Here is a 17,351-nt window from a genome sequence, read left to right as displayed (position 1 = left end):
GTGATTCATGCCTGAAAACACCGAACATCTGGCCCTGTGGGGCGGTCGTTTTACGTCCGGCCCGTCCCCGGAGCTGGCCCGTCTATCCAAGTCCACACAGTTTGACTGGCGACTGGCTGACGACGATATCGCCGGATCCCGCGCCCATGCCCGTGCGCTCGGTCGCGCCGGATTGCTCACCGCCGACGAGCTCGAGCGCATGGAGGACGCCCTCGACACCCTCCAGCGTCACGTGGACGACGGCTCCTTCGCCCCAATCGAGGATGACGAGGACGAGGCCACCGCACTCGAACGCGGCTTGATCGACATCGCTGGCGACGAGCTTGGTGGCAAGCTGCGTGCCGGCCGCTCTCGCAACGACCAGATCGCCTGCCTGATTCGCATGTGGCTGCGTCGTCACTCCCGCGTGATAGCCGGTCTGCTGCTTGATTTGGTGAATGCGCTGATCGATCAGTCCGAGAAGGCCGGCCGCACCGTGATGCCGGGCCGCACCCACATGCAGCACGCCCAGCCGGTGCTGCTGGCGCTTCAGCTCATGGCCCACGCATGGCCGCTCATCCGCGACGTGCAGCGCCTTATCGATTGGGACAAGCGCATCAACGCCTCCCCGTACGGTTCCGGTGCGCTCGCTGGCAACACCCTAGGCCTTGATCCGGAGGCTGTGGCCCGTGAACTCGGCTTCTCTCGTGTAACCGACAACTCCATCGACGGCACCGCATCCCGCGATCTCGTGGCAGAATTCGCTTTCGTGGCCGCCATGACCGGCGTGGACATCTCCCGTCTGTCCGAAGAGATCATCATCTGGAACACTCAGGAATTCGCCTTCGTCAAGCTGGACGATGGCTATTCCACCGGTTCCTCCATCATGCCGCAGAAGAAGAACCCGGATATCGCCGAGCTGGCCCGTGGCAAGTCCGGCCGACTCATCGGCGACCTGACCGGTCTGCTCGCCACCCTGAAGGGTCTTCCCACCGCCTACGCCCGCGACCTGCAGGAGGACAAGGAAGCCGTGTTCGACCAGGTGGATACGCTTGAGGTGCTGTTGCCCGCCTTCACCGGCATGGTCCGCACGATGCACTTCGATGCCGACCGCCTTGAGACTGAGGCGCCGACCGGCTTCGCTCTGGCCACCGACATCGCCGAATGGCTGGTCAAGAACGGCGTCCCGTTCCGCCACGCCCATGAGCTTTCCGGTGCCTGCGTCAAGATCGCCGAAGGGCGTGGCCAGGAGCTGTGGGACCTGACCGATCAGGACTTCATCGACACCTTCGCCGCGTTCCTGCCGGCCGAAAAGGCACCGGGCGTGCGTGAAGTGCTTTCCAGCCACGGTTCCGTCGATTCCCGCAACGGCAAGGGCGGTACCGCTTTCGGCCGTGTGCGCGAACAGATCGTTGATGCCAAGGCGCAGGTCGAAGAGCTGAAGCTCTTCCCGGCCTCCACCTCGGACGGCTCCGCATACAAGGCTCCCGGCACGTTCTGACAACGGCTTCATCTTCGTTTTGGCTCTCCGCTTGACAGCGGGGAGCCGATTTTGTATGTCGTCGTATGTCACACACCGCCCCTACACTTGAGAACCGTAACGAACGGGAGCCGCAAGGCTGAGAGGAAGCGAAGCTTCGACCGGGGAACTTGACGCGGGTCATGCCGCCGTAAGGAATCGTTGGTTAAAGATTTGTTGGGCTCTCCACCTGAAGTTCGTGCATAAAACTAAGCCGTGTGCGCTTGTGGCATCCAAATGCCATAGGTCGTGCGTGGTCGCATGACTGGGTTCATGAATGGGCGCACCACTTAAGGTACGGTTCGTTTCGTGCGCCCTTTTTCAATATTGGAGGGAACTTTACATGCAGGTCAACGGAGAGCAGGTCACGCTCGAAGCGCCGGTCAGCGTAGCCGACTACCTCGAAACGCATGGATTCCGCGCCGAGCGCGTAGCCATCGAACTTGACGGCGAGATTATCCCGCGCGAAAAGCGTGCCGAAACCATGTTGGACGATCAGTGCGTGATGGAAATCGTACAGTTCGTTCAGGGTGGCTGAGCGCAAGTTTCAGACCGACACCAACAGACACCAACCAATAGTTCATATTTCGTACGTACACGGTTTGAGAGCTAATCCAAAGAAGGAATCAACCATGAACATCAATCCGGTCACTGAAGCATCCGTTGAGGCGACGCCCCTGCCGCCGCAGCCGACAGTCGTCAATCCCGTGGGTACCGCAGCGCCGATGCTGCCGGTGGAAGACAAGCCGCTTAACCTCGGCGGCCACGAATTCCAATCCCGCTTCATTCTGGGCTCCGGCCGCTACGATCTGAACCTGATCAAGGCCACTGTGGAACATGCCGGCACGCAGATCGTCACTATGGCGTTGCGCCGCGCGCAAACCACCGAAAACAGTGTGCTTGACTACATTCCCGAGGGCATCACCCTGTTGCCGAACACCTCCGGCGCTCGCAACGCAGAAGAAGCCGTACGTATTGCGCGACTTGCCCGTGAAGTCTGCCACACCGACTTTGTCAAGGTCGAAATCGAACACGAGACCAAGTATCTTTTGCCGGACAATGCCGAGACCATCCGCGCCACCGAAATGTTGGCCAAGGAAGGTTTTGTGGTCATGCCGTACATGTTCCCCGATCCGATCGCGGCCCGCCAGCTTGAAGAAGCCGGTGCTGCGGCCGTGATGCCGTTGGGCTCGCTCATCGGATCCAACATGGGGCTGCGCATGCGCGATTTCATCGAAATCATTATCGCCAACGCGCATGTGCCGGTCATTATCGACGCCGGTATCGGTCGTCCAAGCCAGGCCTGCGATGCGATGGAAATGGGTGCCGATGCAGTCATGGCATACACCGCCGTGGCTTCCGCCGGCAATATTCCGTTGATGGCCGAGGCCTTCAAGAATGCCATCAACGCCGGCCGTGCCGCCTACCTCTCCGGACTGGGCAAGGTGACCGAAGGCCAGGCCGTCCCCTCCAGCCCTACTACCGGATATCTGCACTGACATGGCATTATCAGACGAACAAGTGGAACGCTACGCCCGTCATTTGATTCTGAAGGGCGTAGGTGTCAAAGGTCAGAAGCGTCTTCTGGCCTCCAGCGTGCTCATCATCGGTGCCGGCGGCCTCGGCTCACCTGTGGCTCTGTACCTTGCCGCTGCCGGTGTGGGACGCGTAGGCCTGGTTGACGGGGATGTGGTTGACCTGAGCAATCTGCAGCGTCAGATCATTCATACCACCGCCTCAGTCGGCACCCCTAAAGTGGAGTCGGCGGCAGCGGCCATTCGCGAGCTGAACCCGGACGTGCGGATTGATACGCACTACGAGCTGGTGGATGCCGGCAATATTAGCGCTCTCATCGAGCCATATGATCTGGTGATCGACGCCACGGATAATTTTGCGGCGAAATTCCTCATCAACGATGCCTGCGTATTGGCGAACAAGCCATACGTTCATGCAGGCGTGGTGGGATTCTCCGGTCAGGTCATGACCGTCGTTCCCGGTGAAGGTCCGTGCTACCGATGCATCTTTCGAGACATGCCGGCGGCCGGAGAGATCCCGACTTGCAAGGAAGCCGGCGTCCTCGGTGCCGTGGTGGGCATCATCGGCAGCGTGGAGGCCACGGAGGCCGCCAAACTCATCGTAGGTGTGGGAGAACCGCTGGTGGGACGCATGCTTACCGTCGATGCATTGACGATGAATATCCGTCGAGTACCGCTGCCCGAGCATGTACCGGACTGCCCGGTATGCGGCGAGCATCCGACCATCACCGACATCGATCCGGCTCGTTACACTCAGCCGGCCTGCGCCATTTGATAGCGCTTTCGGCTCCCTTTCACCATAGGGAGCCGGAAGCGCGAGGGGGAATAACAGCCATGCCAATCGCATTGCACAACAATCCGGATACCGACAATGAGGAGCCGGTTTTCGGCCATATCACTCCGGCCGAGTTTGCGGCTCTCGACCCATCGACGGTCACTTTGCTGGACCTTCGAGAACCGGCGGATGTAGAAGCGCATCCCATCGAGGGTGCCGTCAACGCCCCGCTCGATCCGCTGGCCCATGTGCTCAAAAACGTGCCGAAGGATCGCAAGGTCATCGTGTACTGTGCCGAAGGATGGTGGAGCGAAGAAGTCGCTGAAATTCTTGCTGACCGCGGCTATGAGGTGGCGAGCCTCGACGGCGGCTTCCGCGCGTATCAGCGGTATTTGGCAACTCAACACTGACGGACGGCACGGTTTTTCTCGAAAAACCCAGCTCCCTCTGCGAATATGTTGCTCTTAGCGGTATTGAGTGAGTCATATTCGCAAAAAGGAGAGAGAGTGGGGACGATTGATCGCAGAATCCTCCTCAAGGATGAGAACGAACCGTTCCGTGCTTGTCCTACAATCGGCAACGGACAACGTAAGCTAGATTGATCGATGCTGAGGAGCCAGATACCGTGGGACGCCTGCTCACACGTATGCAGATTCAACGACTAGTCGCCAAACATGGGCATGACGTATTCGAACACGAGCATATGCAAATCGAGCGTTGCTGCTACCAGCATGGCAATATCACCACATTCGCGCATTCCATTCGTGTGGCATGCTTGGCGGTGTGGATGGCCGATCGAGCGCATCTGTGGCATCGCGTAGATGTCCGGTCCCTGATTCGTGCGGCATTGCTTCATGATTATTTCCTGTACGACTGGCACGACTGGGATAATGGCGAACACCGTTGGCATGGATTCACCCATGGACATGCCGCACTGATGAACGCTCTGAAGGATTTCGATCTCAATGCCATCGAACGGGACAGCATCGAAAGGCACATGTTCCCGATGACCCCGATTCCTCCTCGATACATCGAAGGATATCTGGTGACGTTGGCGGACAAGATTTCCGCCACCCGCGAGACCTTTTCGATGGGACGGTTCCATAAGAAAGCTTTGCCGACCAAACCGTTGCGCGCCGCGCTGCAGGCACGCCGTTCTCGTCATGAGGGCTCCCGGGCTGGTGAACGCTTGTAATGCTGTTTATTGAGTATCTGTTTCTTTGGTTCATTTTCTACAGCTTCGTGGGCTGGGTGTATGAATCGATTCTTGTATCCTGCCAGGAACGCCGTTGGGTGAATCGTGGTTTCCTCAACGGACCGCTATGCCCGATATACGGTACCGGAGCCGTGACCGGTGCGGTAGTGCTCGGCAATGTGCACAATCCGTTGGCGGTTTTTCTGATTTCCATGGTCGGCGCATCCATCCTCGAATACGGCACTTCTTGGGCCATGGAGAAACTATTCCACGCCAGATGGTGGGACTACTCCCATTTTCGTTTCAATATCCAAGGCCGTATCTGCCTGTTGGGAGCCGTGATCTTTGGCGTCGGAGGTGTGGTGATCGTGAATGTGGTGCAACCCCAAGTGGTGCGCGTCACTGCGCTGATTCCAGTGCCTACGGTTCATACGCTGTTCGTGCTGCTTCTGGTGGCCACTGTCGTCGACACCGTAATCACCGTATGCGGCATAGTGAACTTCGAGCAGAGCCTCGAACAGTTCAAGATCGCTATGGTCAAAGCGGCCAAATACGGCGATGTGATGCGTGAGAAAGTGGGCGGTGCCGCCGACGCAGCTTCCAACATGGTTTCGGCAGCTTCTTCCATGGCGTCCTCCATGGCGTCCAACGCTGCGAATATGGCCTCCGGCGTTATGGATGGGGCATCTGAACGATTCGGCGGCATGCCGGGCAAAGTGGGGGAGAAGGTCGGTGAATCGTGGCAAAACGGCAAGGAGATATCCGCTGAATTCATGCTGCGCGTGCGTGACGTGGCGGATTCCATGTTCAACCGTCAGCAGCGCCGCATGATTGCTTCGTTCCCAAGACTCAAGACCAGCAGCAACAATGAAACGCTGCAGCAGCTACGCGACATGATGGAGAGATTGCATCATGGCGGCAAGTGACGTTAAGTGATGTCAAGCGACGTCAACAGATGACGCCGGAGCGCAAAACGCGAGAGCGGCTCGTCACAACCCGCGGATGCGCCACTGTCGGTGTGTTCTGCGAGACTGGAAGGCGCTTGAAAATCAAGTCAGGCATGTTCAATCGCACAATTCGATAGGGAGAAGCGTACAGCTATGGCTCACGTCACCGACTTCAAGGAAGCGGGTTTCAACACCCTGCTTGAGGAACTGGAATGGCGCGGGTTGATTTCCCAGTCCACGGACCGGGATCGACTCGCAGCGGCATTGAACGGCGAGCCCATCACCTATTACTGCGGCTTCGACCCGACCGCCGCATCGCTGCACATCGGCAATCTGGTGCAGTTGATCAACATGCGTCATCTGCAGCTTGCCGGACACCATCCGATTGCTCTGGTCGGCGGCGCCACCGGTCTGATCGGCGATCCGCGCCAGTCCGGCGAACGTACCCTGAATCCGAAGGATGTGGTAGCCGGATGGGCTGAGCGTCTGAAGAAGCAGATCGGCGGCATCTTGGAAACCGAAGGCGACAATCCGGTGCGATTCGTGTCCAACTATGATTGGACCGCGCAGATGAGCGTCATCGACTTCCTGCGCGATGTCGGCAAGAACTTCCGTCTGGGCACCATGCTGGCCAAAGACACAGTGGCACGTCGTCTGAATTCCGAGGAGGGCATCTCCTTCACCGAGTTCAGCTATCAGGTGCTGCAGGGCAACGACTTCCTGCATCTGTTCGACGAATACCATTGCACGCTTGAGCTCGGCGGCTCCGACCAGTGGGGCAACCTGACCTCCGGTCTTGACCTGATCCACAAAGTGCGTGGTGTGGACGTGAACGTGTTCACCAGCCCGATCATCACTGATGCGCAAGGCAAGAAGTTCGGTAAGTCCGAAGGCAACGCCGTCTGGCTCGATCCAACCATGCTCAGCCCCTACAAGTTCTACCAGTTCTGGATCAACCGCCCGGATGTGGAGATGGAAAGCCTCCTGAAGGCCTTCACCTTCCTGCCCAAGGCGGAGATCGAACGTCTGGTCGAGGAGTCGAAAACCAATCCGGGCGCTCGCGAAGCGCAGAAGACCCTTGCCTGGGAGGTTACGAGTTTCGTGCATGGCGAGTCGGCCACGCAGGCCGCAATCGATGCGTCTGGCGCGTTGTTCGGCCGTGGCGGCAATCTTGCGGACATCGATGAGGAAACACTCGAATCCGTGTTGGATGGGTTCAAGATCGTTGACGAAAACGGCGAACACGTGTTCCCGTCCGCCAAGCCGGGCGACCGCGTGATCGACTCCGCCCAGGCGGCTGGTTTGTTCAAGTCCGCTTCTGAGGCGCGTCGCGCCATCAAGTCCGGTGGTGTGTATCTCAACAACAATCGCGTCGAGGATGAGGAACAGGTGTTGGGCGAGGGGGATTTCCTCGCTGGCCGTTTCGCACTCATTCGCCGTGGCAAGAAGGCGCTCGGCGCGGTCGAAAAGCACTGAGGACAAGCGCTGACCTCGTCAGTGCCAATACTTTCATCAATACTCCAGTAACGTAAGCACAAGTAAGGAATCGTAGATGGCAGAAGGTAACGAACGTTCCGGCAAGTCGTACGGAGATCGTCGTCCGTCCAACCGTGGCGGCAAAGGCTTCAAGCCGCGCGGCAACGGCGGCAAGTCGTTCGGCGGATCCCGTGGCAAGGGCGGTTTCAAGCCGCGTCGCGACGGTGAAGGTTTCAAGCCTCGTCGCCGTGATGGCGAAGGTTTCTCATCGCGCCGCGATGGTGAAGGCAATGAGAACAGCCGTGGTGGCTTCCACAAGTCCTATGGCAAGTCCGGCGGCTTCCACAAGGGCGGTTTCCGCAAGGATGGCGAGCGTGGTGGCTTCCGCCGTGACGGCGGCTTCCACAAGGGGCCGCGTCGCGACGGCGGTTTCAAGCCGCGTCGCGATGGCGAAGCCGGTGAAAACCCGCGCTACCAGCATACTGATGGCGAACGTCGCAACTTCCATCGCGACAACGATCGTCGTGATTTCCACCGCGACGGTGAACGCCGCAACTTCCGCCATGATGACGATCGACGTGACAACCGTGGTTTCAAGCGTGACGGTGAACGTCGTGATTTCCGTCGCGATGATCGTCGCGACGATCGCAAGGACTTCCGCAACGATCGCCGCGATGGTGAGCGTCGCGAGTTCACTGATCAGGAGAAGCGCGAGTATCGCGAGCAGAAGCGCGGCGAATACATGAGCCGTCCGCGCCGCAACTCCGACGGCACGATGAGCTTCCCCTCGCAGAACCCGTATACTGCGCGCCGTCCCAATGAGCCCAAGATGCCCAAGGGCATGGAATGGTCGATGCTTTCCCGTGAGGAGAAGGAGCGTCTGCGCGGCCTGTCCAAGGAGCACGCAGAGAACATCGGTTTGCATATTCTTGCGGCCTTTGCGCTGGAGGAGACCGATCCATCCGCAGCTCTCGAACATGCCAAGTGGGTTGCCCGTCAGGCCTCCCGTATCGACTTCGCACGTGAGACGCTGGCTTTTGTGGCCTACCGTCAGGGGGACTACAAGCTGGCCCTGCGCGAGTTCCGTACCGCCTACCGTATGAATGGTTTCCTGGACTACCTGCCGTTCATCGCCGACTGCGAGCGTGGCGTGGGTAACCCGAAGAAGGCCGTGGAAATGGCGTTGTCTGATGAAGGCAAGCAGCTGCATGGTGCTCCCAAGGTCGAGATGTTCCTGGTCTACGCCGGTGCTCTGGGCGATTTGGAATTGTGGGACAAGGCCATTGAGGTGGCCCACACCGTGGCCCGCTCCCAAGGACTTCCCGGCGAGTACCGTATGCGCGCCGTACAGGCCGAGCAGTATTTCCTGGAAGAAGCGGGACGCTCCGATGAGGCCGTTAAGCTCGACGATCTGCTGGATCGTCTTGAAGGCCAGTATGCTGACGAAGAGATCGATGAGAACAGCGACGATGTGGTGATTGACCACGATCTGGCCGATATCACCGACGATACCGAGGTACTGGAGAAGTTGGGCATCGATCCGGAAGACGCCCAGTATGCGCCGGATCCCGAACCCGAAGTGGGCGAATCCGAGACCGAGGACGTTGAGGACGAGGAGAGCGCATCTGAGGACGAATCAGCCGATGAGCCGACCGAATCGGGCGAAGACGCTACGGATGAGACGAACGATTCCGCAGACGAACCGACTGAACAGCCCGCAGAGTGAAAGCATCGGGAATGACTCGTTTCCTCAAAGGAACAGACCGACCGCTGGCTGAGACCTATCAACTGGCGTTGCTGGACTTGGATGGCGTGGTGTATCGGGGCAAGAATCCGGTGGACCACGCCGCCGACTCGATTCGTGCCGCCGAGCAGACGGGTATGACCATCGAGTACACGACGAACAATTCCTCACGGTTCCAGCAGGTAGTTGCGGATCAGCTCAAAGGTTTCGGTCTTGACGTACAGCCTTGGCAGGTCATCACCTCTTCGGTGGTGGCCGCACGTATGGTTGCCAAAGCGATGCCGAAAGGTGCCAAAGTACTGGTATTGGGTGCCGAACATCTGCGTGAAGAGGTGAGTCGTAACGGTCTGACCGTGGTGAACGGTCCGGAAGATCATCCGGATGCGGTGATTCAGGGCTGGTATCCGCAGATGACTTGGCAGATGATGGCCGATGTCGCGTTTGCGGTCGAGGCCGGTGCAACCTATTTCGTCACCAATCGTGATCTGACTATTCCTCGCGAGCTGGGCATCGCTCCCGGATGCGGCTCGATGATTCGTGCCGTGATCGCCGCCACGGGTGTCGAACCAGTGGCATCCGCCGGCAAGCCTGAATCATTCATGTATGACGAGGCTCGTGAATTGAATGCTGCGGAAGGCCATGATCTTGTGGCCAAAGACGCGTCGATCGCCATCGGTGATCGTCTGGACACGGATATCGAAGCCGGCAACCGAGGCGGTTACGATTCGTTGGCTGTGCTGACCGGCGTCACCGATCCTACCGAGCTCATGCTTGCCCCCGCACATCTGCGCCCCACATTCGTGAGCCCGGATTTGCGTGGCCTGTTGGAAGTGCAGCCTGAACCGGTGCGAGCCGAGGATGGCACCTGGCAGTGCCGTCACGAATGCGCATGGTTCGAAAACGGCAGCATCCATGCCAGCGATGCGACCAGCGTGGATGCGTTGCGCGCCGCGTTGTGCGCCTCATGGGAGGCCAGTGACAAAGGTGAGGCATTGCTGGATGCCTCGTCGGTTCCGACCTTTGCCCTGGAACATTGATCGATGGCTGAACAACAATCGTCTAACCACAAGCCGGGGGAGCGTATGCCGCTCATGCAGCGATTCCCCGGGCTTGAGGACATTGAGCATCAGCCTATCGAGCGACAACTCGAAACATATCGTGACGTACTCGCTGGGCTGCAGCGCGAACTGGATGCTTTGCGCAGGTAACCGGCAAAGACCGACAAGTAGGGGCGATCAATCCAACAGAGGCACGACAGTGTCCTAGACGATGTGCTTTACCCATTGAAACCAAGAATCGATTACCATGAGCGAACAGATGCTTGACTCATCCACTTCACTGGATCGGCTTGATCTGATGCTGGTTGCTTCCGGATTGGTGGAGTCCCGGGCCAAGGCGCAACGGCTTATCAAATCAGGCCATGTACGTGTGAATGGCATGACCATCACCAAACCATCATTCATGGTCAAGGCAGGTCATAATCAACTTGCTGTCGACAAGGGAGACGACTACGTCTCCCGCGGCGCCTACAAATTGATCGGCGCATTTACCGCGTTTGCTTCATCAGGACTGCCTGAACCGCGTGGACTGCGCTGCCTCGACATCGGCGCATCCACCGGCGGTTTTACGGAAGTCCTGTTGCGTAACGGTGCGGCACAAGTCATCGCCTTGGATGTAGGGCATGGGCAGCTTGACCAGCGTATCGCCAACGATGATCGTGTGATCGAAATGAGCGGCGTCAACATACGTGAGGTCAAATCCGATGATTTGCCTTTCGCCCCTGAAATGATCGTTTCGGACGTTTCGTTTATTTCCCTGACCTACGTAATCCCGGTTATCGCGAGGATTGCAGCCCCTGGCGCGCATATCGTACTGCTGGTCAAACCACAGTTCGAGGTCGGTCGCGAGGGCTTGGGGAAAAACGGAATCGTCGAAGACCGGACGCTGCGCGAACAGGCGCTGGCTGACGTCGTAGAGTGTGCGCAACAGCATGGTTTGGATGTGCAGTCCACCGCGGACAGTCCTATCGCCGGTACGCATGGCAATGCGGAGTATCTGCTTTACGCTGTTTTGAGATGAATCCGCCTGCAATTATGCCCCATCAGCAGAACGCTGGAAGTTCGATCAGTGCCAAGTGAGACGGTGCATGTGGCATGCTCCACAGTGCTGCCTTCACGTAATGTGACCGAATCGGCATGCATCAGACGACAGGTCAGTCCTCGTGCTCGTACGGTGGAGGCATTGATGGTGGCGACGGAGCGGCCGGATTCATATTCGTTCATATTGAATCGGGAGAACATCTGGCTGCGCAATGGTTGCACTTCCAGCTCTTGACCTGCGATGTCACGTCCGTGCAGGACCCCATTGAGATGCACGGTTTGTGCGCTGATATGCTGTGCGTTTTTGAGTGAACCATTGACCGATAGCGTTCCGTTACATCGAATATCGCCCTCGCAATGCACGGTACCGGTGAATGTCATCTGATTGCAGACGATGTTGCCGCCGATATCCAGTTGTCCACGGCCGGAAATAGTCGGTACGGTAACATCGCCGGTACATCGCACCGCACCATTGGCGACGATTAATTCATCACCGTTGATTTCGTCTGCCTCAAGTTCGCTGGTAACCAGCATGGTGCGGAAACGTTCGCCGTCCTCAAGTCGTGAATGTTGGCTGATCGCGATGGTCCCGTATGTTCCGCCATGTACCGATATACAAGTCTGTGGATGATCGCTCATGTGCTTATGCCCCCTTTCTTCACCCTAGGAAGACAGGAATATGGCATTGTACGAACGTTCACGATGTGATCATCATGTATTCATCGACTATTCATACGGTATTCAGGTAGAGGGTGTCGTGCGCAAACCGCCGGCCGTGCCGATATCCGGTATTGTGCGCGAGACACAGCTCAGCCGCCTTCAGCCTTGGATGAAATGATCGATCTGGTCCTGCTTGCCCATGAGGATCAATTCATCGTTGCGATGCATGATCAGCTCCTTCGAGCCGTATTGGAATTCCTTGCCCGGGGCCTTGACGCCTACCACGGTCACGCCGTACTTGTCATGCACCTGCACATCCTCGATGCTGCGGCCCACTGCGTACAGCGGGGTGTGAATTTTCACTACGGTGTACGGGCCGTCGATTTCGATGTAATCCAGATAATTACCGGCTACCAGGTGACCCACACGCTTGCCGGCGTCGGTTTCCGCGTTGATGATATGGCGGGCGCCGATGCGCTGCAGGATACGTGCATGCTCCTGTGAAACCGACTTGGCCCATAGGTCGGAGATGCCGGCGTCCAGCAGATTGCCGGTGATGATCACGGATGCCTCGATGCTGTCGCCGATGGCCACGACGGCCGTGTCGAACTGGGAGGCATCGATCTGCTCGATGGCCATCACATCGGTCATATCGGCTTGGATGGTAGGCAGATGCGCGCTCCAGCGCGCCACGATTTCCGGATCCTTGTCAATGGCGAGCACATCCTGACCCATAAGGTCCAGAGTCGATGCCACTGATCCGCCGAAGCGTCCCAGTCCAATGACCAGCACGCTTTTGCTGCTTTTGCTGCCATGTGATTGTGCTGCCATGTGATTGTGCTCCTTATGTGGTTGCTGGTGATGAGTGCAATGCTTGTTCTGACCTGGTCTGACCGATTCCAATCAGATGATTGACCGTATCTAGCCGACGATGATGTTTTCCTGCGGGTAGCGGATCGGCTCCGGGGCCATCGGTCTGCTGATCGCGTACGCGATGGTAAGCGGCCCGAGCCTGCCGACGATCATTTCGCCGGCGAGAATAAACATGCTGCTGGGATTGCCGGCACTGGCCACTCCTACGGAATATCCGCCCAAGGAGAATGCCGAGCACGCTTCGAACACGGCGTCCACGAAATCGCATCCGGTCACAAACATCAACGAGGTGGCACCGACGATCACCAACGCGAAGCACGCAGTGGTTACCGACACGGCGGTCATCTGTATGCGTCGGGGAATGCGACGACGGAACACGACCACGTCACGGTGGCCGGTGAACGAGGCGCCGCAGATAAGAATGATCACGGCGAACGTCGTGACACGAATACCGCCGGCGGTCGATGAAGAGCCGGCGCCGATGAACATCAGCAGACTCATGAAGACCTTGGTCTCAGGCGTTACCTCCGGTACCCAGGAGATATCGAACCCCGCAGAACGGGGCATTACCGCGGCGGACAACGCACGCCTGAGTTTCATGCCAGGGTCGTCCGCGGGGAAGAGGGCGACGTTGCCCCATTCGACCAGCAGGAACCAGGCGAGGGAGGTAAGTACCAGGATCCCGGTGGTGACCAGGGTGAGTTTGGTGTGCAGGGTCCATCGTTTGGGGCTAAGCCTACGGCGTACACTTTGCACGATGTTCAGCACTACCGGGAAACCGAGCGTGCCCACGAATGCGCTGATGAGAATCGGCAATCCGACACCCCATCGGTTCACATGAAGTCCGGTGGCGTCCGGTGTGAAGCCGGTGTTGTTGTAGGCGGAGACGGCGTAGAACAATGCCTGCCACAGCGTTCGGCCGATCTGTCCGCGATTGACGCGGAACAATTCGGGAAGCAGCAGGGTGAAGGTAACGACTTCGGCGATGATCGAAGTACCCAACACCACGGTGAGCACGCTTTTGATTTCGGAAAGTTTGGTGGTGCCCAGCTCGCTGGCGGTGAGCATGCGTTGCGACACCTTGAGTCGGCGGGACACGCCAAGCGCCACGATGGAGGCGAACGTCATGACGCCCAAGCCGCCGAACTGGATGGAGAAGAGGATGACCACCTGGCCGAACATGGACCAGTATTCGGCGGTGTTCACCACAGGGATGCCGCATGTGGACAGTGCCGAAACCGCAGTGAAGAACGCTACGGGGAAATTGGTGAACACCCAGTCATGAGTGGAGAACGGCAATAGCAACAGCAGTGTGACCAGTGCGATGAGTACGCAGAAGTACAGGATGGACAGCCGGCCCGGATGGGTGAGCAGTCGATCCGCAAGCGATATGCGGCGGATGCGGCGAGCGGTCTTGATTTCCTTGTTCTGGCTCATCGGATCGGCCGAATACCACCATGAGAGTCCTTGCGAGGACTCCTCATTCGAGGAGGATTCGTCGAAGTCGTTGGCCATGAAATGTCCTGCCTTTGCACTGCTCGTAACTGACGTTGACGCTGACGCGACGATGATTATGCCGTCTGTATTGTACGACGTTGCTCCACGATAGGCGAAGTGGTGGAACAAGAGTCGGCCGTTATGGCCGGTCTCCGGCTGTTCGGGGCTGACGCACGTCCCGACACGGCATAAATATTCGAACACATGTACGACAAGTGCGGTGTTTATGGTTAGAATAGTGGCATGTGCTACCGATTCGACAGGAGGATGCCATGGCCAAGCGTAATGCGGTGGTGGTGACGCATACCCGGCTCAGGCAGTCCGGCACCGTAGTGGCCGAAGCGGTCAGTCAGTTACGTGTGGCCGGATTCGAGGTCACGATTATCGACAACACTGAGGCACCCGATTTCGGAATGCGGCCGGCATGCGTGTCCGACGACACCGAAATCGTCGTGGTGCTGGGCGGCGATGGCACGATTTTGCGTGCCGCCGAACTGGTGCATTGCACGCAAGTGCCGATTCTTGGTGTCAACATGGGGCACGTGGGATTCCTCGCGGAGTTCGAAAGCTTCCAGATTGACGAGGCGATTCGTCGTGTGGCCACCCATGATTATTCGATCGATGAGCGCATGATCGCTCATGTGGATGTTTGGCTGCCGGGGACAAGCGAGCCTATCGAAGACTGGGCTTTGAACGACATCACGCTGGAGCGCGCTGACCGGGGCAAGATGGTGGAGCTGTCTATCCGGGTGGATGATGTGGAGATGAACTCCTTTGGCGCTGACGGCGTGATCGTGTCCACGCCGACCGGCTCCACGGCGTATGCCTTCTCCGCAGGAGGACCGGTGATATGGCCGAATGTCAAGGCGTTGCAGCTGATTCCGTTGGCGGCGCATGCCTTGTTCGCGCGTCCTTTGATTATCGGTTCCGGCTCGACCTTCACCATCGATATTCTGGACGAATCGATGTCTGAGGGGTGGATTTGCTGTGATGGCCGTCGTCAACGGGCGCTGCCGCAGGGGACGCGGGTCGTTGTGCGTGAATCACGCGATACCTTGCGATTGGCGCGACTGTCCGGTGTGCCGTTCACGAATCGTCTGGTGTCCAAGTTCGATCTTCCCGTGGTCGGGTGGCGTGAACATGCCCGTGCGGAAGCTGGTAAAACAGATGCGTCGCGCCATGGGCATGTGTTTCCTGCGGATTTGTCCGGCAAGGTGGCTTCCTGATGCTTGAAGAGCTCGATATCCGTAATCTTGGACCGATTCGCGAAGCTGCCATCACGCCGGCTGCAGGCATGACCGCCATCACCGGCGAAACCGGTGCGGGCAAATCCATGCTGCTGTCCGCGCTCAACTTGATTTCAGGCGGTCCGGCCGATGCCGGTCGTGTTTCTGCTGGGGCCAGCGAAGCATGGGCACAGGGGATTTTTGCGGTAAGCGATCAATCTACTGCGACGACTATCGCGCGGGAAGCCGGTGTGGAACCGGAAGATGGAGAGTTGTTCCTCTCGCGCACCGTGCGTGCTGCCGGTCGCTCTCGTGCCGTGCTGGGCGGCAAAAGCCTGCCGAAGTCCGTGCTCGTCGCGGTCGCCGGCGAACTCATCACGATTCATGGTCAGGCCGAACAATTGAAAATAGCTTCGCCTTCACGCCAGCGCGATTTTCTGGACCGCGCCGCGGGTGATGATGCGGAGCTGGACGCCTATCGCGAGGCGTGGCGTGCGCTCGCGGCCATGGACGAGCGATTGACCCGATTGCGCTCGCAGGAATCCTCCGTCCGGCAGCGCGCCGATTATCTGCGTGAATCCGTGGACCATATCAACGAGGTGGATCCGCATCCCGGCGAGGATGAAGAACTCAAGGCCAAGCGTGACCGCATCGAAAATGCGGCCGAGATCGCTGAGGGCGTCTCCCGAGCACTCGCCTCATTGGACTCCTCGCAGCTTGAATACGATTCGTCTTCGGAAAACACCGGTGCTTCCGACTTGTTGTTACAGGCGGCTCAGGCGTTGCGTGGCATTCGAGCTTCCGGCGATTTCGTTGAGCTGGCGGATCGTCTGGAATCGTTGAACGCCGAACTGCAGGATGTGGTGTTTGCGCTTTCCGGGCACCTGGACGAGGACTTCGGCGATGCCGATTTGGATACGCTCAACGCGCGTATTCATGAACTCGGCGAACTCACACGGCGTTGGGGGCCGACTCTCGCCGATGTGGTGGCTTGGCGCGACAAAGCTGCGTTTGAAATCGAGGATCTGGATGCTTCGCCGGAGAAGTTGGCGGAGTTGGAATCGGAGCGTGAACAACTGTATCGTGCTGCTGTTGCGGCAGCTGATGCATTGAGTACAGTTCGTGCGGATGCGGCTGCGCGTCTGGCCGCACGGGTCACCGCCGAGTTGGAGTCGCTGGCCATGGCCGGTGCGTCCTTGGAGATTCGCGTTACGCCGCGTGCGGCGGCTTTGGGGGCGACGGGCGATGGCAAGAGGGAAGCTATAGAGTATCGCGCGCTCGACCAGAATGGTGGTGACGATATCGCCTTCCTGTTCACTCCATATGAAGGTTCGCCGCAGCTGCCGATGGGCAAGAGCGCGTCCGGCGGCGAATTGAGCCGACTCATGCTCGCTTTGGAGCTGTCTGCGGCGGATATGCATGCCGGGACGGACGGTGAGGAAGAGAAAAGTCGTGAGTCCACTTCCGGGAGCTTCAGCGATGCCGTGACTTCCGATATGACGTTCATCTTTGACGAAGTCGATGCCGGTGTGGGCGGCAAGGCTGCGGCGGAACTGGGACGTCGCCTCGCTCGTCTCGCCAGAACTTCGCAGGTCATCGTCGTCACACATCTGGCGCAGGTGGCTTCATGGGCTGACGCGCAGTTCGTGGTGACCAAAATCCCGCCGGATGCCGATGATGATGCCGTGGGTGTGGTAACCACCGTGAATGAGGTACGTGATGACGCACGCGTTCATGAAGTGGCCCGCATGCTTTCCGGCAGCGAATCAGAAGCCTCCCTCGACCATGCTCGTGAGCTGCTTGCTTCGTCGACACTCTGATTGGTT

17 protein-coding genes and 1 riboswitch are annotated in these 17,351 nt (G+C 58.5%); of the genes, 14 read left to right on the top strand and 3 right to left on the bottom strand.

Annotated elements, in window-relative coordinates:
• The first annotated feature begins 7 nt into the window (after positions 1–7).
• From argH to G1C97_RS06250, 12 genes are all read left to right on the top strand, one after another.
• Positions 8–1,480 (top strand): argininosuccinate lyase, encoded by a 1,473-nt coding sequence (gene argH / locus G1C97_RS06305; RefSeq protein WP_169241030.1) that lies wholly within the window; start codon positions 8–10, stop codon positions 1,478–1,480.
• Positions 1,481–1,573: 93 nt separating this feature from the next.
• Positions 1,574–1,674, top strand: a riboswitch (TPP riboswitch).
• Positions 1,675–1,841: 167 nt separating this feature from the next.
• The gene (thiS, locus tag G1C97_RS06300; RefSeq protein ID WP_169241029.1) at positions 1,842–2,036 is read left to right on the top strand and encodes a sulfur carrier protein ThiS; all 195 of its coding nucleotides are present in this window, start codon (positions 1,842–1,844) and stop codon (positions 2,034–2,036) included.
• Between the two features lie 187 nt (positions 2,037–2,223).
• Positions 2,224–2,997, top strand: a complete 774-nt coding sequence (locus tag G1C97_RS06295; protein WP_033890456.1) for a thiazole synthase — start codon at positions 2,224–2,226, stop codon at positions 2,995–2,997.
• 1 nt (position 2,998) lies between these two features.
• Positions 2,999–3,808, top strand: a complete 810-nt coding sequence (gene thiF / locus G1C97_RS06290) for a thiazole biosynthesis adenylyltransferase ThiF (protein WP_169241027.1) — start codon at positions 2,999–3,001, stop codon at positions 3,806–3,808.
• Between the two features lie 59 nt (positions 3,809–3,867).
• Positions 3,868–4,218, top strand: coding sequence for a rhodanese-like domain-containing protein (locus tag G1C97_RS06285; protein WP_169241026.1), 351 nt, complete (start codon positions 3,868–3,870; stop codon positions 4,216–4,218).
• Between the two features lie 215 nt (positions 4,219–4,433).
• On the top strand, positions 4,434–5,003 hold the full coding sequence (locus tag G1C97_RS06280; protein ID WP_335341342.1) for an HD domain-containing protein: 570 nt from the start codon (positions 4,434–4,436) through the stop codon (positions 5,001–5,003).
• Positions 5,003–5,929, top strand: coding sequence for a putative ABC transporter permease (locus tag G1C97_RS12265; protein WP_240951031.1), 927 nt, complete (start codon positions 5,003–5,005; stop codon positions 5,927–5,929). Before G1C97_RS06280 ends, G1C97_RS12265 begins: the two co-directional genes overlap by 1 nt.
• Before the next feature lie 174 nt (positions 5,930–6,103).
• A complete protein-coding gene (tyrS, locus tag G1C97_RS06270; protein WP_169241025.1) occupies positions 6,104–7,426 on the top strand; it encodes a tyrosine--tRNA ligase in 1,323 nt (440 codons plus the stop codon).
• Positions 7,427–7,502: 76 nt separating this feature from the next.
• The gene (locus G1C97_RS06265; protein WP_169241024.1) at positions 7,503–9,152 is read left to right on the top strand and encodes a tetratricopeptide repeat protein; all 1,650 of its coding nucleotides are present in this window, start codon (positions 7,503–7,505) and stop codon (positions 9,150–9,152) included.
• An 11-nt stretch (positions 9,153–9,163) separates the two neighbouring features.
• Positions 9,164–10,207 carry an HAD-IIA family hydrolase gene (locus G1C97_RS06260; RefSeq protein WP_169241023.1) on the top strand — a complete coding sequence of 348 codons (1,044 nt, stop codon included), beginning with the start codon at positions 9,164–9,166 and terminating at the stop codon, positions 10,205–10,207.
• Positions 10,208–10,210: 3 nt separating this feature from the next.
• Positions 10,211–10,378 carry a hypothetical protein gene (locus tag G1C97_RS06255; protein WP_169240912.1) on the top strand — a complete coding sequence of 56 codons (168 nt, stop codon included), beginning with the start codon at positions 10,211–10,213 and terminating at the stop codon, positions 10,376–10,378.
• Between the two features lie 97 nt (positions 10,379–10,475).
• Complete coding sequence (locus G1C97_RS06250) at positions 10,476–11,249, top strand: TlyA family RNA methyltransferase (RefSeq protein ID WP_169241022.1); 774 nt, start codon at positions 10,476–10,478, stop codon at positions 11,247–11,249.
• On the opposite strand, the gene G1C97_RS06245 is transcribed toward G1C97_RS06250, so the two are convergent.
• From G1C97_RS06245 to G1C97_RS06235, 3 genes are all read right to left on the bottom strand, one after another.
• Positions 11,231–11,908: a bactofilin family protein gene (locus G1C97_RS06245; RefSeq protein WP_169241021.1), complete on the bottom strand. Its 678-nt coding sequence runs from the start codon at positions 11,906–11,908 to the stop codon at positions 11,231–11,233. The genes G1C97_RS06250 and G1C97_RS06245 overlap by 19 nt on opposite strands.
• A 180-nt stretch (positions 11,909–12,088) precedes the next feature.
• Complete coding sequence (locus tag G1C97_RS06240; protein WP_100496037.1) at positions 12,089–12,760, bottom strand: potassium channel family protein; 672 nt, start codon at positions 12,758–12,760, stop codon at positions 12,089–12,091.
• Between the two features lie 90 nt (positions 12,761–12,850).
• On the bottom strand, positions 12,851–14,317 hold the full coding sequence (locus G1C97_RS06235; RefSeq protein ID WP_169241020.1) for a TrkH family potassium uptake protein: 1,467 nt from the start codon (positions 14,315–14,317) through the stop codon (positions 12,851–12,853).
• A gap of 254 nt (positions 14,318–14,571) precedes the next feature.
• On the opposite strand from G1C97_RS06235, the gene G1C97_RS06230 reads away from it, so the two are divergent.
• Both G1C97_RS06230 and G1C97_RS06225 read left to right on the top strand, forming a co-directional pair.
• Complete coding sequence (locus G1C97_RS06230; RefSeq protein WP_169241019.1) at positions 14,572–15,525, top strand: NAD kinase; 954 nt, start codon at positions 14,572–14,574, stop codon at positions 15,523–15,525.
• Positions 15,525–17,345 carry a DNA repair protein RecN gene (locus G1C97_RS06225; protein WP_169241018.1) on the top strand — a complete coding sequence of 607 codons (1,821 nt, stop codon included), beginning with the start codon at positions 15,525–15,527 and terminating at the stop codon, positions 17,343–17,345. The genes G1C97_RS06230 and G1C97_RS06225 overlap by 1 nt, the downstream gene beginning before the upstream one ends.
• The last annotated feature ends 6 nt before the right edge of the window (positions 17,346–17,351 follow it).

The sequence above is a fragment of the Bifidobacterium olomucense genome (assembly GCF_012932375.1).
Taxonomy (GTDB): domain Bacteria; phylum Actinomycetota; class Actinomycetes; order Actinomycetales; family Bifidobacteriaceae; genus Bifidobacterium; species Bifidobacterium olomucense.
The sequence above is the reverse complement of the archived record's forward strand: the minus strand, read 5'-3'. Positions and strand labels throughout refer to the sequence as shown.

Bases quoted from the DNA above. Each gene is read 5' to 3' on its own strand.
- G1C97_RS06225 (WP_169241018.1), top strand. From the start codon at position 15,525: ATGCTTGAAGAGCTCGATATCCGTAATCTTGGACCGATTCGCGAAGCT.
- G1C97_RS06255 (WP_169240912.1), top strand. From the start codon at position 10,211: ATGGCTGAACAACAATCGTCTAACCACAAGCCGGGGGAGCGTATGCCG.
- thiF (WP_169241027.1), top strand. From the start codon at position 2,999: ATGGCATTATCAGACGAACAAGTGGAACGCTACGCCCGTCATTTGATT.
- G1C97_RS06295 (WP_033890456.1), top strand. From the start codon at position 2,224: ATGCTGCCGGTGGAAGACAAGCCGCTTAACCTCGGCGGCCACGAATTC.
- tyrS (WP_169241025.1), top strand. From the start codon at position 6,104: ATGGCTCACGTCACCGACTTCAAGGAAGCGGGTTTCAACACCCTGCTT.
- thiS (WP_169241029.1), top strand. From the start codon at position 1,842: ATGCAGGTCAACGGAGAGCAGGTCACGCTCGAAGCGCCGGTCAGCGTA.
- G1C97_RS06250 (WP_169241022.1), top strand. From the start codon at position 10,476: ATGAGCGAACAGATGCTTGACTCATCCACTTCACTGGATCGGCTTGAT.
- G1C97_RS06265 (WP_169241024.1), top strand. From the start codon at position 7,503: ATGGCAGAAGGTAACGAACGTTCCGGCAAGTCGTACGGAGATCGTCGT.
- G1C97_RS12265 (WP_240951031.1), top strand. From the start codon at position 5,003: ATGCTGTTTATTGAGTATCTGTTTCTTTGGTTCATTTTCTACAGCTTC.
- G1C97_RS06260 (WP_169241023.1), top strand. From the start codon at position 9,164: ATGACTCGTTTCCTCAAAGGAACAGACCGACCGCTGGCTGAGACCTAT.
- G1C97_RS06245 (WP_169241021.1), bottom strand. From the start codon at position 11,908: ATGAGCGATCATCCACAGACTTGTATATCGGTACATGGCGGAACATAC.
- G1C97_RS06230 (WP_169241019.1), top strand. From the start codon at position 14,572: ATGGCCAAGCGTAATGCGGTGGTGGTGACGCATACCCGGCTCAGGCAG.
- G1C97_RS06240 (WP_100496037.1), bottom strand. From the start codon at position 12,760: ATGGCAGCACAATCACATGGCAGCAAAAGCAGCAAAAGCGTGCTGGTC.
- G1C97_RS06285 (WP_169241026.1), top strand. From the start codon at position 3,868: ATGCCAATCGCATTGCACAACAATCCGGATACCGACAATGAGGAGCCG.
- G1C97_RS06235 (WP_169241020.1), bottom strand. From the start codon at position 14,317: ATGGCCAACGACTTCGACGAATCCTCCTCGAATGAGGAGTCCTCGCAA.
- argH (WP_169241030.1), top strand. From the start codon at position 8: ATGCCTGAAAACACCGAACATCTGGCCCTGTGGGGCGGTCGTTTTACG.